Origin of the sequence: Janthinobacterium svalbardense, assembly GCF_002327145.1 — a bacterium.
Lineage (GTDB): Bacteria > Pseudomonadota > Gammaproteobacteria > Burkholderiales > Burkholderiaceae_D > Janthinobacterium > Janthinobacterium tructae.
In genome coordinates, this window is sequence record NZ_CP023422.1 from 4601244 (window position 1) to 4616264 (window position 15021).

General features: G+C 60.3%; 14 protein-coding genes. 4 read left to right on the forward strand and 10 right to left on the reverse strand.

All coding sequences use genetic code 11. The features are described from left to right. The first annotated feature begins 203 nt into the window (after positions 1 to 203). Both CNX70_RS20360 and CNX70_RS20365 read left to right on the forward strand, forming a co-directional pair. A complete protein-coding gene (locus CNX70_RS20360) occupies positions 204 to 2678 on the forward strand; it encodes a mechanosensitive ion channel family protein (protein WP_096236516.1) in 2475 nt (824 codons plus the stop codon). Between the two features lie 104 nt (positions 2679 to 2782). Continuing rightward, a complete protein-coding gene (locus CNX70_RS20365) occupies positions 2783 to 3334 on the forward strand; it encodes a hypothetical protein (RefSeq protein ID WP_096236518.1) in 552 nt (183 codons plus the stop codon). Between the two features lie 95 nt (positions 3335 to 3429). Here CNX70_RS20365 and CNX70_RS28360 read toward each other — a convergent pair whose 3' ends face one another. The 3 genes from CNX70_RS28360 to CNX70_RS20375 form a co-directional block, all read right to left on the reverse strand. Then, on the reverse strand, positions 3430 to 3576 hold the full coding sequence (locus CNX70_RS28360; RefSeq protein ID WP_157751186.1) for an ASCH domain-containing protein: 147 nt from the start codon (positions 3574 to 3576) through the stop codon (positions 3430 to 3432). 400 nt (positions 3577 to 3976) lie between these two features. After that, a complete protein-coding gene (locus CNX70_RS20370; RefSeq protein WP_096236520.1) occupies positions 3977 to 5794 on the reverse strand; it encodes a DUF4153 domain-containing protein in 1818 nt (605 codons plus the stop codon). A 102-nt stretch (positions 5795 to 5896) separates the two neighbouring features. Continuing rightward, on the reverse strand, positions 5897 to 6334 hold the full coding sequence (locus CNX70_RS20375) for a hypothetical protein (RefSeq protein WP_096236521.1): 438 nt from the start codon (positions 6332 to 6334) through the stop codon (positions 5897 to 5899). 80 nt (positions 6335 to 6414) lie between these two features. Between CNX70_RS20375 and CNX70_RS20380 the strand changes: the two genes are divergently transcribed. Then, positions 6415 to 6810 (forward strand): MerR family transcriptional regulator, encoded by a 396-nt coding sequence (locus tag CNX70_RS20380; protein ID WP_096236522.1) that lies wholly within the window; start codon positions 6415 to 6417, stop codon positions 6808 to 6810. A gap of 52 nt (positions 6811 to 6862) precedes the next feature. Here the strand turns inward: CNX70_RS20380 and CNX70_RS20385 are convergent, their stop codons facing one another. From CNX70_RS20385 to CNX70_RS20395, 3 genes are all read right to left on the reverse strand, one after another. Beyond that, the gene (locus CNX70_RS20385) at positions 6863 to 7504 is read right to left on the reverse strand and encodes a choice-of-anchor C family PEP-CTERM protein (protein ID WP_244198886.1); all 642 of its coding nucleotides are present in this window, start codon (positions 7502 to 7504) and stop codon (positions 6863 to 6865) included. 152 nt (positions 7505 to 7656) lie between these two features. Then, positions 7657 to 8151 carry a ribonuclease E activity regulator RraA gene (rraA, locus tag CNX70_RS20390; protein ID WP_096236524.1) on the reverse strand — a complete coding sequence of 165 codons (495 nt, stop codon included), beginning with the start codon at positions 8149 to 8151 and terminating at the stop codon, positions 7657 to 7659. Positions 8152 to 8183: 32 nt separating this feature from the next. Next, entirely contained in the window at positions 8184 to 9434 is a 1251-nt protein-coding gene (locus tag CNX70_RS20395) for an MFS transporter (protein ID WP_096236526.1), read from the reverse strand. 100 nt (positions 9435 to 9534) lie between these two features. Here CNX70_RS20395 and CNX70_RS20400 point away from each other — a divergent pair, with 100 nt between their 5' ends. Then, positions 9535 to 10335, forward strand: a complete 801-nt coding sequence (locus CNX70_RS20400) for an AraC family transcriptional regulator (protein ID WP_167389699.1) — start codon at positions 9535 to 9537, stop codon at positions 10333 to 10335. On the opposite strand, the gene fliD is transcribed toward CNX70_RS20400, so the two are convergent. The 4 genes from fliD to alr form a co-directional block, all read right to left on the reverse strand. Further along, a complete protein-coding gene (fliD, locus tag CNX70_RS20405) occupies positions 10332 to 11717 on the reverse strand; it encodes a flagellar filament capping protein FliD (RefSeq protein WP_096238586.1) in 1386 nt (461 codons plus the stop codon). The two genes, CNX70_RS20400 and fliD, sit on opposite strands and share 4 nt — an antisense overlap. Positions 11718 to 11949: 232 nt before the next feature. After that, positions 11950 to 12270 (reverse strand): PilZ domain-containing protein, encoded by a 321-nt coding sequence (locus CNX70_RS20410; RefSeq protein WP_279629320.1) that lies wholly within the window; start codon positions 12268 to 12270, stop codon positions 11950 to 11952. A 131-nt stretch (positions 12271 to 12401) separates the two neighbouring features. Further along, positions 12402 to 13778, reverse strand: coding sequence for a DNA repair protein RadA (radA, locus tag CNX70_RS20415; RefSeq protein ID WP_096236532.1), 1377 nt, complete (start codon positions 13776 to 13778; stop codon positions 12402 to 12404). An 85-nt stretch (positions 13779 to 13863) separates the two neighbouring features. Further along, positions 13864 to 14955 (reverse strand): alanine racemase, encoded by a 1092-nt coding sequence (gene alr, locus CNX70_RS20420; RefSeq protein ID WP_096236534.1) that lies wholly within the window; start codon positions 14953 to 14955, stop codon positions 13864 to 13866. Between the last annotated feature and the right edge of the window lie 66 nt (positions 14956 to 15021).

Consider the following 15021-nt stretch of genomic DNA (forward strand, 5'->3'; position numbering starts at 1 on the left):
TGTAAGACTAACAGAAATCATAAATCGGTTTTTATATCTTTTCGTAAGAAAGTATTCCAAAATAGTTAATGATCTTAAAAGGTATTCGTATGGAGTAAGCGACCAGGATGTAAAGCCGTCATTTGGATGGTGCGGATAGCAAATATAGTAGGGCACCTGGCAACAGTCACGTGATGAGGCGCCGCTTAATTTTCCCGTAGAGCATGGAGGTATTTGCAGTGCCGGACATCAGACATTTCAACTTAAACAAAACCTGCCGCTGGCTGCTTGTGCACATCGCGATTGTGCTGTCTGGACTATCGGCCGCAGCGCCACCTGAAATGTCAGCCCACTCAACTACCGCCTCTCAGCTCGCGAACGCAGCTGCACCTATTGCACCGCTTGATATCGCGGCAAGAGCGAATGAAGAGCAACAATTGATCGACCGGGCCCGGCAACTGCTGGATCAGCCCGACACTGTGGCTACATTACGCAGTTCGCTAGACGATATCGCGCACACGGTTGACGCGAAGATGGGTATCACCACAGGTGTCGCGCTGCGCGACCTGCCCGTCATGCGGCTCGAAAGCTTAGCCAAGCACTGGGAATTTGATGCCCGGCGCTTCGAGCGATGGGAATTCCAGAGTCGGCAAGCACTGGACCCATTCGCGGCTACTGCCATTCAACTGTCGCAACACAGGACGGCATGGTCCACTACGCGCGCCGAAGGCATGCTGGACGGTCTGCCGCCAATGATGACGGAGCGGATAGATAGCATACTCTCGCAGATAGACAGCGTCGAGAGCGCCCTCGAAGATGCGCTGGGACGTCAATTTGCATTGACACGCCGCGCCAGCGAACTCAAGGCGCGTATTCAGGCTGGCCGCAAGAATGTCGATACTGCCATAGACGACATTGACCGTCGACTACTTGCCATCGATACCCTGCCGATTTGGATGGGTATCGGCGGCAACGCAGATACGAAGGAGGCTCTCAGCGCCATGAACTACGGTTTCGAGATAGAAAAGCAGTTTGCGCTCGACTACCATGCCGCACAGACCGGCAACCAACAGTCATTGCGGCTGGTGCAATTTCTTTTGCTGCCATTGATTCTGTGGCTATTCCTGCGCAGCAAGCGCTCTCCTGGCCAGGACGTTGCGACAGACAAGGTAGCCCGCGCAATGCGCCGGCCCATTTCCATCTGGGTGCTGCTGTCGATGCTCGCAGTCCTCATCCTGGAACCTGATGCACCATTGCTGGTTCAAGAATGTGCGCTACTGCTGACGATAATCCCCGCGCTACGCCTGTTACCGCCAGGAACGATCCGCGCGCTCGGCGCCTGGCCATACCTCGCCACTGGACTATATGCGCTTGATCGCCTGTGCGTGGCCGCCGTAACCGACAGCGGCTGGTACCGTTTGCTGCTTCTCGTATTGAACCTGCTCGCCTTAGGTTTTACTTTCTGGTTAAGCCGCAAGCCGCTCGCCTCTGTATCCCCTGGATACCGCAAATTAAGGAACGCAGTGCGTAATGCCGGTTGGATCGCGTTGGTAATACTGGTGGTTGCCGCCGTGTCGAATGTCGTCGGCAACGTGTCACTTGCAGAGACGCTGACGAGCGGTGTGATTGATAGCGGTTACATGGCCTTGCTGCTGTATTCCGGCGTAAATGCCTGTCTCGCCATAGGGCGCGCGTTGCTGCTTCAACCAGAGCTTGCTGATCGTGGCTTCCTGCGCCGGCACATGGTAGTACTGCAGCAGATTTGTGCCCGACTGCTGCTCGTCGGTGCCGTGTTGGGCTGGCTGTTATACACCGGTGACCGTTTCCGCCTCTTGCGCCCCCTGTATCACGTTGGTGGCATGATCATGGCGCTTGGCGTAAATATCGGCGAGGTTTCCATACACTTGGGCGACGTCGTCGTATTCGCGTTCGCTAGCTGGCTCGCCCTCAGAGTGGCGAAAGGTGTGCGAAGCTTGCTTCATGATGAACTGCCTAACCATGCTGCATTGCCACGGGGCGTAGGCAATAGCATCACATCTCTGAGCTACTACGGCGTGCTGATACTAGGCTTGGCTATTGCATTAGCGGCCGCTGGCTTCAGGTTGAGCCAAATGGCTATCGTTTTCGGAGCCCTTGGTGTCGGTATCGGATTTGGCCTGCAAAATGTCGTCAACAACTTTGTTTCAGGCCTGGTGTTGATGTTCGAACGGCCAATTCAGCCAGGCGACCTGGTCGATACTGCTGGCGCTTCCGGTACCGTAAGTGAGATACGCCTGCGCTCGACCACCATACGCACATTCGATGGAGCCGATGTGGTTGTGCCCAATGGCCTGCTGCTTAGTGGGAACCTGACCAACTGGACGATGCACGATCAATACCGGCGTATCGAGGTCACGGTCGGTGTGGAATATTCAGCCAAACCGGAAGAGGTCCTGCTTCTGCTTGATGCCGCAGCACGTGAAACACCGGGAGTAGCGGCACAACCTGGGCCTGTGGTGTTGATGACTGGTTTTGGCGAAATAGCGTTGATGTTCTCGATACGCGTCTGGACCGATGATATTAACGATTGGCCGAGCATCCGCAGTGATCTCTACGCACGTACCCTTGCAACTTTACAGAACGCAGGAATTTCGATTCCGTATAAAGAAGTCAATATTTCCCTTCGCACAGAATTCGAGCAGCCTTCAACACAAGACTAAAGAGTGTTTACATTGGACGATTTTGTGGTCGCTGGTTGTTGCTCACCGCTCGGCTACGATTGCCCAGGCGAATCGAGTTTTAAAAATTGAGAATTTTGGAATTTATGAATTTTTTAAATAGGATTGATATGAGAAATATATTTCAGTGTTTTATCGCCGCTGCATTATTTGCGTTAGCTACTGTTTCATCGGCGGCTAGTGGCGCTACCAATTTCCAAAAGATAAGGTTAAGTCTTGATATGTCGGAAATTGAAGATGTACAACTTAAATCGATGACATTAGATGCTGCTAACGACATATCTAATACAATTGGCGGATTAGCGCACGTCGTTTTACACAAGGAAGAAATTGCGAAAAAAATTGGCTGGGACCAGGCGAGTAGCCTGTTACTTGCTCCTGAGTCGAGTTGCGGCGCTGGAGTCGGCATGATTACCCCGGAAGGCCGCCCCATCATTCGCGCAACTTATGCATTCATGAAAGGTTATTCTTGGCGTGGCGAGGGTAATAATTCGTTGTCTTTTTTGGCTGAGTTTGAAGATCCTGTTGTACAAGAAAACGTGGCTATATTTAGATATTTTTTTGCGAAGAAAGATGGCGCTTGGCGCTTGGTTAAGCAGGAGGTAGTTAGAAAAAATATCGTTCAGACGAAATGTTAAGGTGCGAAATTAAATGTGTTTCCGGAGGGTATCGTCAACGGCTCTGGTGCAAATTTTTAGAATTTCAAAGAAACGGGTGATTTTTCCGCCCCAGCTTATGCCCATGTTCCCGCATCCCCTCGATCATTACCATTGGCGGCCACGGCGGCCTTGACATGCCATTCGCCGAAGCGGATCGTTGACCTCTTGTTGCCATTTAGCAAGTCTGGAAAAAGTCGAGAGACCACCATCAAAGTTTGCATGCTTGACTCCTTGATAAGCAGATAAAACGGTACCTGGGCGCAGTGGCAGATCTGGAAAAAAGCACGCGATGGCCGTATTTTCATTCGCATCGAGGAGTTGGATCGGTGGGTCGAGAGCTCTCCGCAGGAAGCGGCCCAGAGGCCGAGCCAAAAAACATACGGGTATCGAAATCCACGGCAATAGCGGATGCTTCTTGCTGCGCTACTCAGGTTTTTTCGCTACGCCCGAGCCGGTCCACCGCTATCATATTGCCGAATTGCCATTGAAAGGTGATCCCAGTTTTTCCGTATGTCCGCTTCTGGCCGATAGCCAACGGTCGGAATGACTCAGCGCACGAAGTTATTGCCTTCATGACAAGCAAGAGGTGCTATTCGGCGCGCCAACTCCTCTCTCTGCCATTTACAGGCCCGGCACCGTCTCATCCGGGCAGCTGACCTCGTCCTCTGGCGTATATAAAGTCATCGGCACGCGCTGGCCATCGACTTCCAGCTCGCGTACCTTCGGCGGCACCAGCTGGAACTCGCCTGCCTGCAACTTCTCGCGCAGGGGCTTGCAGCGCAGGGCATCCGTGGGGATTTGCCCGCGCGCGGTCCAGCTGCCGTCTTCCTTTTCCGCCAGCAAGACCGACGAGGCGCGCGGGTCATTGCTGATCAGCAGCACGTCCTCTTTGCCATCACCATCGAAATCCATCAGATACGCGTCGCACTGGGGCCCTGCCCGCTTCAAACAGGCGGGCAGGCGCCAGGCCGGGCTCACTTGCGTCCAGTCCTGGCGCAGGAAACTGTCCGGCAACTTCGCCGTGGCCGGGCGCAGGGTCAGGTTGATCGACACGTCGCTCAGCGCGCCCGTTTCGTCGAGGCGGTTCTGGCGCTTGAGCATGGCCTCGGCGCGGGCCCGCACGATGGCCGCATCCGGCCCCGTCGTGCGTTTCGTCAATTCCTGCAGGGCCGCCTGGCCATAGCGGGCGCCCTGGAAGCGCAGGTATTCGAAATCGAACTTGTCCACGCTTACTTTACCGCTGTCCAGGCGCGCCATCTGGCTGGCCACGGAAATGCGCGCCGGGTCCGCCAGCGGCGAAAACAGGGCGAACAGCACCAGCAGGGTGACAAAGGCGGTGGCCACGTTGACGTTGGCGATCAGGTGCAGCCAGTCGCCATACTTGCTGGCCGCCCAGGCATAGCCGGCGGCGTAGCAAGTGGCGACCAGCAGGCAGGCGGCAGCGATCAGGCGGTCGGCCGTCCAGCCATGCGACATCACGCGCAGGGTCAGCGCATAGATGGCGATGCCCACCACCCATGGCAGCAGCAGGCAAGCCAGGCGCGTGCCCAGGCGGATGCCGCGCGCCACGCCATGGCCCACTTCGCCATTCTGGAAGGCGGCATTGATCAGCACCACCAGCACGCCGGCCATGCCCAGCAGCACGGACGCCGCGTGGCGCGTGGCCCACAGGCGCTCGAAGCCGATGAAGGGCAAGGTCAGCAGGAAACCGGAGACGAGCACGGCGGCAATCGGCATCAACCACGACAGCAGCACCAGCAGCAGGGTGCGGATGCCGCGCACGATGGATGGGCGCACGTCCGTGATGTGGATGGCGAACGAGAACGCGAAGCAGATGACGGGAATCACGAACCAGGCCTGGCCCAGCAATTTTTTCAGGAAACTGAGCTTGATCAGCAGGAACAATTGTCCGCCCAGCCACAGCACCAGCCACAGGCCCAGCACGAACAGCAGCGAAAACAGCAGCTGGATGCCCAGCTTCCAGGCGATTTCAAAATACGTGGTATAGCGGGCGATGCGCTGGCCATCCTGGGCGCCGGCCAGCACCAGCGCGTGAGCGATATAGAAACCGACCACGCAAAAACCGAACAGCTGGGCGGAAATGACGCGCAGCGGCGCGCCCGGCTTGTAATTGCCCCAGATCACGTGTTCCGCGCCGCGCGCCACGTCATGCCAGGCCAGCACGGCCAGCACGACGGCCGCGCCGGCCATCCACAGGCCGATGCGCTTCGCTGACATGTGGCCCAGGCTGGACACCAGCAAAATGGGCAACAGCAGGCTGATCAGCATCAATGGCCCCAGCAGGTAGGCTTCCGTGGCGGGCCACACCTTGTCTTGCGCCGTGCTGTACAGCCAGTACAGCAGCAAGCCTTGCAGCAGGCCCGTCACCAGGCGCGTCACCGCGATGCGCGGCGCCACCACCGGATCGAGCAACGCCATGTTTTTTCCTGCGGCATCCTGCTGCATAGTCATCCTCTTAATAGTCGTTCATTGCAGTCGTTGCTGTACTGCGAGCACGGCCATTATTGCATTTCGTTATCGTCATCTCAACAGCGATTCGTGCGGTTGCCCTCCCCGCGTGCCTACGCCGGGGCGCAATGGCAGGCTTTGCGCCAGGCCCCAGGCCAGTTCCGGCACGATGAACAGCCACAGCACGGGCTGGCCCGTGACCAGCAAGGCCCACGCCATCCAGGTGGAAAACAGGTAGCGCGCCGCCGCGTCATAGCGGCCGAAGCGCGGCTGCGGGTCGACGATGCGCAGCACCGACCAGACCATCACCACGCTGCCCAGCAGGCTGCTGATGAGCAAATGAAACGGCTCGAACACCGGCAGCGGCACGCCGCCCATGGATACATTGAGGGAACTCAGTTGCTCGCGCAACAGCAAAAATGTCCACGGCGTGGCAAACGCGGCCGTCATGAGCACATCATAAATGGCGCTGGCGCGCACCAGGCGGCGGAAAGTAGAAACGGACAACATGGCAACTCCTGTCATTGGAAAGTGTCCATGATCAAGGCTGGAGTACACTCCATGGTCAAGCATTTTATGAAAGAAAACCCATGCAGATCGGCGAAATGGCACAGGCGACGGGCTTGAGCCGCGATACCCTGCGCTTCTATGAAAAACGGGGCTTGCTGCGCGCGCGGCGCGGCGCGAATGGCTACCGCGACTACCCGCCCGAGGCGGCCGACTGGCTGCGCTACCTGCGCACGGCGCAGCAGCTGGGCTTTACCCTGGCCGAAATCGAAGCGGACATGCCGCTGTTGGCGGCCGCCAGCGATCCCGCCACGGCGGAACTGCTGCGCGCGGCGCTGGCGCGCAAGCTGCTTGACATCGATGCGCGCATCGCGGGATTGACGCAGTTGCGCGGAGAGTTGGCGCGGCGGCTGGAGCCGCAAGCGGCGGCGTGTCCGTTACGGGGAAAGGCCGATGCAGCTCAACTCAACCTGGCGTAAAAAAACCGCCTGTGCATGGCAGCAGGCGGTTTGATCTCGGACAAAACCAGGCTTACTTGGCGGCCTTGCGGCGGCGCAGGAAACCCATCAGGCCCAGGCCAGCGAGCAGCATGGCGTAGGTTTCCGGTTCCGGCACGGCGGTCATCACGGACACGTTGTCGATCACGGCGCCCGAGAATTTGTCGAGCGGCGTGCCGGCTTTGGCGGCGCTGGCAAACGACAGGGTCGCCAGGCCGGTGGTGGCAGCCGTGAAACTCAGGGTATTGCTGTACAAGGTGTTCGAGGCGGCAGCCGTCGAGTAGAAATTGCCTGCCGCGCCACCGAAGCTGACGGCCACGCCCTGGCCTGCGGGGCCGCCGGAATTGCGCGCCATGTCAAAGCTCAGGTTATATGTCTGGCCGGCAATGACACTGAAACTTTGCGAGAGGAAACCCGGACCCGGTGTGCCCAGCATATCGACGCTGTAGCCATCGATGGCATTGTAGGCATTGCGGATCAGGTCGACGGAACTGGCGCCCACGGTCCAACCCGTAAGGGCCGACGAACCGCTGTTGATGACTTTAAAACCGCTGTTGAGGGTATAGCCGGTAGCGACCGTTTCAAAATTGCCATTCGTGATCAGGTTGACGGGGCTGGCGCTGGCGGTGCCTGCTGCAAACAGAGCGACAACTGCTGCGATGGTGGCGATTTTCATGATCTGATTTCCTTGCTCTGTTGATATTAAAGTTACCTTAAGTGAAATCATATCTCAGCCATGATGAAAATCAAAGAACTTTGCAAAAATATATTTAACGTGGGCAATATGCAACATCTTCCGGCGCACTTCCCGTCCCGCAGGAGAACAGTTCAATCGAGTTCCTGGCGCGCCACCAGGATGCCATCCGCATCGGCGTAGATCCAGTCGCCCGGCTGCACGGCCACGCCGCTGAGCTGGACGCGCACGTCGCGCTGGCCGGCGCCCGTCTTGTTGCTCTTGCGCGGATGCGTGGCCAGCGCGCGTACGCCGATCTGGCAGACATTGATTTCTTCGCTGTCGCGGATGCAGCCGTCGACGACGATGCCGGCCCAGCCGTTGCTTTCAGCTAACACACCCAAATGGCCGCCCACCAGCGCGCGGCGCAGGCTGCCGCCGCCATCGATCACCAGCACATGGCCCTGGCCCGGCGTTTCCAGGGTGCTGCGCACGAGGGCATTGTCTTCGAACACTTGCAAGGTGGTGGCCGGGCCGCTGAAGCGCACGCGCTGGCCGAAAGCGCGGTACACGGGCGGCAGCACGGCCAGGGTGCCATCGTCCAGCATGGCTGCATGGTCGTCGCACAGATCGGTGGTGGCAAAGGTCATGGGAACTCCTTGAGTGGCAGATGGCAACGATTCTATGCCTTTTGCAGCGCCGCGGCGCGTGTTTTACCGCCCACGCCCACGGCCGTGGCAATCGCCAGCGCCTGGAATACGCCGATGAAGACGAACAGCAAGGCCGGATGGTCGCCATCCATCAGCGCGCCAAAGAACAGGGGCCCCACTGCCAGGCCGCTGTCGAGGCCCGAATACACGACGCCATACACGCGCCCGGTGGCATTCTTCGGCGCCGCCGCGCGTATCATCAGGTCGCGCGACGGTCCCGCTACGCCCGACGTCAGGCCGATGGCGCCCATCAGCACCACCGCACCCCAGGCCGGCACGACGGCCATGGCCAGCAGCACGGCCAGCAGCGCGGCGGCGGAAAAGGCGATCGCCACGTTGCGGTCCGGCTGCTTGCTGCGCGCGCCCACTACGCCACCGGCCAGCATGCCCACGGCCGAGGCCAGCATGTAGGCCGTGTAAGCGCTGGTGGCAAGCGCCAGGCTCATGCCGTACAGCTTGACCAGGGCCACGCTGGCAAAGCTCTGGATGCCGCCCAGGGCGATGGCGGTAATGAAGAAAAAGGCAAAACACATCCATACGGCCGGCAAACGCAAAAAGTCCAGCGTGCCCTCGCCGCCGGCCGCCTGGCCCGGCGCGGCCTGCTTGACAGGCTCGGGACGGATGGCATGGCGGTTCAAAAACAGGATCAGCAGCACGCCAAACGGCAGCACGGCCGAGCATTGCAGCGCCACTCGCCAGTCATACTGGGTGGCAACGTACGTCATGAACAAAGGCGCCAGGGCCCAGCCGATGTTGCCGCTGATGCCATGCACGGAAAAACCGTAAGCCACGCGGGCCGCCGAGACGCGCTGGTTGAGGATCGTATAGTCGGCCGGATGGAACACGCTGTTACCCATGCCGGCGAGCATGGCGCCCAGCATCAGCGCCGCATAGCTGTGCGCGGTGGACAGGGCCAGCGCCGACACGCCCAGCAGGAAAATACCGGAAAACAGCACGGCACGCGCGCCGAAGCGGTCGACGACAAAGCCGGCCAGCGCCTGCCCCACGCCCGAGATGATGAAAAACACCGTCATCAGCAGGCCCAGCTCCGCATACGACAGGTCGAAGGCCGGTTTCAGCCAGACGAACAGGGCCGCGAGGATCAGGTGGTAGAAGTGCGAAATGCCATGCGCCAGCCCCACCAGGGCGATGACGCGTGCGTCGCTGCGCAAGGTTGGCGGTGACTGCGGTGGCAAGTGCTTTGCCGAGTTAGTTGTTATCATGTCATACCCTGTCTTATACTGGTAAAGCTCAAGTGTATGCAAAATACCATCGTCTGCTTTCCGACAGAACGACATAATTTATCGAATTAAGGCCAAGCTGATGGGTGTACCTATCCTCCACCATACCCGCATGTGTCCGCCAAGGGAGGCGCCCAGTGCGACCATCCCCGTGACCATGGTCGCACGCGACCTGCAATCCGATGAATTTTTATTACCGCACAGCCACCCCTGGGGCCAGGTGACGATGGCGCTCGAAGGCGTGCTGCGCATTACCGCCAACAACAGCAGCTGGGTGCTGCCGCCCATGCGCGCCATCTGGATCGCGCCGAACGTGGAGCATGCCGTCACGATACTGGAAAAAACCCGCTTGCGCCCCCTGTGCATCCATGCCGCGCGCGCGCCGTTCGCGGGCCGCGACTGCAAGGTGCTGGAAGTGTCAAACCTGCTGCGCCAGCTGATCATGGCGCTGGAACAGCTGGACCCGGGCCAGGAGCCGGCGCGCGAGGCGCTGCTGGCCGAACTGATACTCGACGAGCTGAAACGCTCGGACACGCGTCCCATCCGTGTGCCCTTGCCCAGCGACAAACGCCTGAAGACCCTGTGCGACAGCCTGATCGACAAGCCCGGCTTGAACCAGACGCTGGAACACTGGGCGCAGCAGGTCGGCGCCTCGGAGCGTACCCTGGCGCGGCTGTTCGAACGGGAATTGGGCATGAGTTTTGGCCAGTGGCGCCAGCAGGTGCGCCTGGCGCACGCGGCGCCCCTGATCGCGCGCGGCGTGCCGCTGTCGCAGGTGGCCGAAGAACTGGGCTACGCCAGCCAGTCGGCCTTTTCCGCCATGTTCAAGAAGACCTTCGGCAGTTCGCCATCGGCCTTCTTTGCGCAGGGCGAGCGCTCTTAAGCCATGAAGTCGAAGAGGGAATTCTTGCCGGTATAACCCGGCAAGGCCGAGTTCGTGCCCATCTGTTCCTGGGCCGAATACGCCTTCACCAGCGCCTGCGCCTGCGCCGTCAGCGCCTTGGCCAGCACGGCTTTCTTGTTGTTCAGCGTGGTGATGTCCTTGCCCACCGATTGCACTTCCTTGCGGATGATGCTCGTTTCGCCCGTCAGCTCGCCGATCTTGCTGGAAAACTGGTCCGCCACGCCCTTGCCGTTATTCGTAAACAGCTTGCTGACGGCGTCCGGATCGGCGGCGATGGCGGCCTTGAGTTTTTTATCGTCGAGTACCAGCTCGCCGCTCTTGCCCAGGGTCACGCCAGCGCTGCCCAGGATGGAAGCGGGCACGCCCGTGCTGGCGGTGCGCAGCACTTGCTCCATCTGCGAACGCACCTGGCCCAGGGCCGTGTCGGACTTCAAATCGCCCTGCTGCAGGCTCTGCAGCTTGCTGTTGAGCTCATTGTAGGCCGTGACGAAGCTGGCCACGTTGCTGGCGATCTGGCTGCTGTCCTTGGCGATGACGAGGTCCGTCGTGCCTGTTTTCTTCAATTCGATGGTGGCGCCCTCGACGGCCGTCGTCAGGGTATTCGTGGCGCTCTTGATGTCCTTGCCGTCGACGGTGAACAGCGCATCCTGCGCGGCGGCCGTCTGTTGCAGGCCCTTGCCGGCGCCGGGCGCATAGCTGAGCAGGTTGCTGACGGCCGCGTCGCCGGACACGCTGATGCGCATGCTGCTATCGGCGCCGCTCTTGCCGTTCAGGGCCAGCGCATAGCCATCCGGCCCCTTCACCACGCTGGCGTCGATGCCCTGCTGCTTGAGCGCGGCGGCGATGCCGTCGAGGCTATTGTTGCTGCTGTCTATCGTCAGCGAAATGACCTTGCCGCTGCCGGGGGTAAATTGCTTGCCGTCGGTCGCGCCCACTTCGATCTTGACCAGCGCGGGCGCCCCCGTGCCGATCGCCGCACTCGAGGTTTTCTGCGCGCCGCTCTGCAGGGTCTGTCCCTGTGCCAGCTGCTTGACGTTCAATGCATGGCTGCCGCTGGCAGCCTTGTCGGTGGTGGTGGCGCTCAGCACATCCTTGCTGCTGGAGGTGGCCGAAGTGGCCAGGCCGCTGCCGGCCATGTTCTTGGCCACGTTCTGGAATTTCGCCAGCGCCGATTGCAACTGCCCCAGGCCCGAGAACTTGGCCTGGTCGCGCGCCAGGCTGGCATTGAGCTTGACGACGCCCGTGTTCTGCGACTGCATCTGGCGCTCCACCTTCGCATACACATCGGCCGAGATACTGCCCTGCGTCGTCTGTTGCGTGTTGTTGGTGTAAGCCTTGCTGTTGATGGTCGAATTAAACATGGTGGGCATTCCCGTCGGGTGTAAGGTCATGGCACACGGTTCAGGTCATGACCGCGCGCTGCGCTGGAAACGGACAGCAAGCGCGCGTGGCGCGGCAAGGTCCCTCTTCTGGTTGATAATTATGCAGTATTACCGGAATATCAAAACAGCGAACAGAACAAGTTTTTCCTGACTGCAAACCCATATGCACCATGATAGCGCATTTCATGTGCCGCCCCTCTGCGGGCATGCCTCAGCGCATGAATTTCGAAATGGCGCTGCTGACAGCCATGTCCAGTTGCAGGAAAGTGAGTCCCACCTTGAAACCTGCACTGCTGAAAATGCAGTGCGAGACGGACACCCGCGCCTCGATAATGTGCGCCGAGCCATCGTAAAACAACTCGAACAGCACCTTGCCCTGTTTGCCTGTCGGCACCGGTTCCGCGATGATGGCCGCCATGCCGCCCGGCCCCACATCGAGGGTGCGCGCCGCCACGGGCCCCGCGCCATCCATTACCAACATTGCCTTGGCACGCAATATCTTGCGTGCGCCCTGCCTTTGCTCAACTGACACTGTATTCCGCTTCTCTCACTATGCATTGTCGATGCGAACTCGCTGCGCGAATCCATCGGACGAATATTATAGTTCTAAACGGAAATTTTGTTTGACTTGTCTCAAACTTGGCATTTACACCATACCAACTCTTACTCCAGGTCGCGCAGTTTGTTGAACGCCTCGTCGATACGCTCGACGCCGATGACCTTGAGCCCCTCGATCGCTTGCTTGGGCAGGTTGGACTTCGGCACCACGGCCAGCGTAAAGCCCAGCTTGGCCGCTTCGCGCAAGCGTTCCTGACCCCGTGGCGCAGGGCGGATCTCGCCGGCCAGCCCCACTTCGCCAAACACCACGAGTCCGCGCGGCAAGGGTTTGTTGCGCATCGACGAGTTAATCGCCAACAACACGGCCAGGTCGGCCGCCGGCTCTGTAATTTTGACGCCACCGACGGCGTTGATGAACACATCCTGGTCGAAGGCGGCGATGCCCGCGTGGCGGTGCGCCACGGCCAGCAGCATGGCCAGGCGGTTCTGCTCCAGGCCGACGGACAGGCGGCGCGCATTCGGCAAGTGGCTGGTGTCGACCAGGGCCTGGATTTCCACCAGCAGCGGACGCGTGCCTTCCTGCGTCACCATCACGCAGGAACCGGGCACCTGGTTGTCGTGCTGCGACAGGAACAGCGCCGACGGGTTCGACACCCCTTTCAGCCCCTTTTCCGTCATGGCGAACACGCCCAGTTCGTTGACGGCGCCGAAACGGTTCTTGATGGCGCGCACCAGGCGGAAGCTGGAATGGGCGTCGCCCTCGAAATACAGCACCGTGTCGACGATGTGTTCGAGCACGCGGGGGCCGGCCAGCGCGCCCTCTTTCGTCACGTGCCCCACCAGGATGATGGTCACTCCCGTCTGCTTGGCCGCGCGCGTCAGCTGCGCCGCGCATTCGCGCACTTGCGCCACGGAACCGGGCGCCGAGCTGAGCGCGTCCGAATACACGGTCTGGATCGAATCGATCACCACCACTTCCGGCTTCAGGTCAGCCAGGGTGCCGAGGATTTTTTCCAGCTGGATCTCGGCCTGCAATTTGAGTTCCTTGGCATCGATGACGAGACGCTTGGCGCGCAGGGCGATCTGCGCGCCGGACTCTTCACCACTGACATACAGCACGCGCTTGTGGTGCGACATGTTGGCCAGCGCCTGCAGCAGCAGGGTCGACTTGCCGATGCCGGGATCGCCGCCGATCAGTACCACGCCGCCAGCCACCATGCCGCCGCCCAGCACGCGGTCGAATTCTTCGATGCCCGTGCCGAAGCGGGGCACGTCGATGGCATCGATATCGTCGAGCGACAGCACGGGCGCCGTCTGCGCCAGCGACATGTGCTGCGGGTTCGAATAGCGGTTGTTGCCGCCCGTTTCGGGCAGGGTTTCCACCATGGTGTTCCACTGGTTGCACGAGGTGCATTGCCCCATCCATTTATTACTGATGGCGCCGCAATCGCTGCAGGTGTAGATGGTCTTGACTTTTGCCATGGTGTACTTTGCTCAGGTAAAATGAAACAGCTGGTTATATATACAGTAAATTCACAGTATATACAAACCGCGCTACCGCGTCACCCTACGCTTCGTTCACCGGTACGCGCGGCGCCAGTGCGCACATCAGCTCGTAGCCGATGGTGCCGGCGGCCAGCGCCACCTCGTCGATCGGCAGGCCCTGGCCCCACAAGGTCACGCTGCTGCCGACCCGCGCACCGGGCACGTGCGTCAAGTCGACCATCAGCATGTCCATCGAGACCCGTCCGATGAGCCCCGTGCGCACGCCGTCGACCAGCACGGGCGTGCCTTCGGGCGCGTGGCGCGGGTAACCATCCGCATAGCCGCAAGCCACCACCCCCACCTGGATATTGCCGGCCGCCTCGTAGCGGCTGCCATAACCCACCACTTCGCCGGCGGCGATATGCTGGATGCCGATAATGCTGCTGCGCAAGGTCATCGTGGGCAGCAAGCCGAACGCTTGCGCCGACGTGCCGCCGGGAGCGCCGCTGGGCGTGCCGCCATACAGCATGATGCCGGGGCGCACCCAGTCGCTGTCCAGATGGTGCAGCAGCAAGCCGGCCGAATTGCACAGGCTGCGCGGCAAAGCCGTACCGATGCTGGCCGCGCCCGCTTCAAAACGCAGCATCTGCTGGGCCAGCGGCAAGCGCGTGGGCGCCGCCTCGTCCGCATTGGCGAAATGCGTCATCAGGGTGATCGTGCCGATATGCGGCATGGCGCGCAGGCGCGCATACGCAGCCGCCACGGCATCTGGCGTAAAGCCCAGGCGGTTCATGCCCGTATTCATCTTCAGGTGCACATCGATTTTATTTGGCAAGCGCGCCGCTGCCAGCATGGCGATCTGTTCTTCGCAATGCACGCTGCCATTCAAGCCGTATTGCGCCATGACCGGCAAATCGCTGGCGTCGAAAAAGCCTTCCAGCAGCAAGATGGGCTTGCTCCAGCCCAGTTCGCGCAAGCGCACGGCGTAGTCGACCTCGACCAGCGCCAGGCCATCGGCGTCGGCAAAGCCCCGCATGGCCCGTTCCAGGCCGTGGCCATAGGCATTCGCCTTGACGACGGCCCACACCTTGGCGCCACGGGCGCAGGCACGCGCGCGCGCCAGATTCTGTTGCATGGCATCCAGATGGATGGTGGCGATGAGGGGCCTGGGCATATGCGTCGTTCACGGCGAGTGGGAAAGCCGTATTTTACCGGATGCACAGTAAGCGGACACTGCCGA

Excerpts from the sequence above, each read along its gene's own strand:
- CNX70_RS20360 (WP_096236516.1), top strand. The coding sequence starts at position 204 with ATGGAGGTATTTGCAGTGCCGGACATCAGACATTTCAACTTAAACAAA.
- CNX70_RS20365 (WP_096236518.1), top strand. The coding sequence starts at position 2,783 with ATGAATTTTTTAAATAGGATTGATATGAGAAATATATTTCAGTGTTTT.
- CNX70_RS28360 (WP_157751186.1), bottom strand. The coding sequence starts at position 3,576 with ATGCAAACTTTGATGGTGGTCTCTCGACTTTTTCCAGACTTGCTAAAT.
- CNX70_RS20370 (WP_096236520.1), bottom strand. The coding sequence starts at position 5,794 with ATGGCGTTGCTCGATCCGGTGGTGGCGCCGCGCATCGCGGTGACGCGC.
- CNX70_RS20375 (WP_096236521.1), bottom strand. The coding sequence starts at position 6,334 with ATGTTGTCCGTTTCTACTTTCCGCCGCCTGGTGCGCGCCAGCGCCATT.
- CNX70_RS20380 (WP_096236522.1), top strand. The coding sequence starts at position 6,415 with ATGCAGATCGGCGAAATGGCACAGGCGACGGGCTTGAGCCGCGATACC.
- CNX70_RS20385 (WP_244198886.1), bottom strand. The coding sequence starts at position 7,504 with ATGAAAATCGCCACCATCGCAGCAGTTGTCGCTCTGTTTGCAGCAGGC.
- rraA (WP_096236524.1), bottom strand. The coding sequence starts at position 8,151 with ATGACCTTTGCCACCACCGATCTGTGCGACGACCATGCAGCCATGCTG.
- CNX70_RS20395 (WP_096236526.1), bottom strand. The coding sequence starts at position 9,434 with ATGATAACAACTAACTCGGCAAAGCACTTGCCACCGCAGTCACCGCCA.
- CNX70_RS20400 (WP_167389699.1), top strand. The coding sequence starts at position 9,535 with ATGGGTGTACCTATCCTCCACCATACCCGCATGTGTCCGCCAAGGGAG.
- fliD (WP_096238586.1), bottom strand. The coding sequence starts at position 11,717 with ATGTTTAATTCGACCATCAACAGCAAGGCTTACACCAACAACACGCAA.
- radA (WP_096236532.1), bottom strand. The coding sequence starts at position 13,778 with ATGGCAAAAGTCAAGACCATCTACACCTGCAGCGATTGCGGCGCCATC.
- alr (WP_096236534.1), bottom strand. The coding sequence starts at position 14,955 with ATGCCCAGGCCCCTCATCGCCACCATCCATCTGGATGCCATGCAACAG.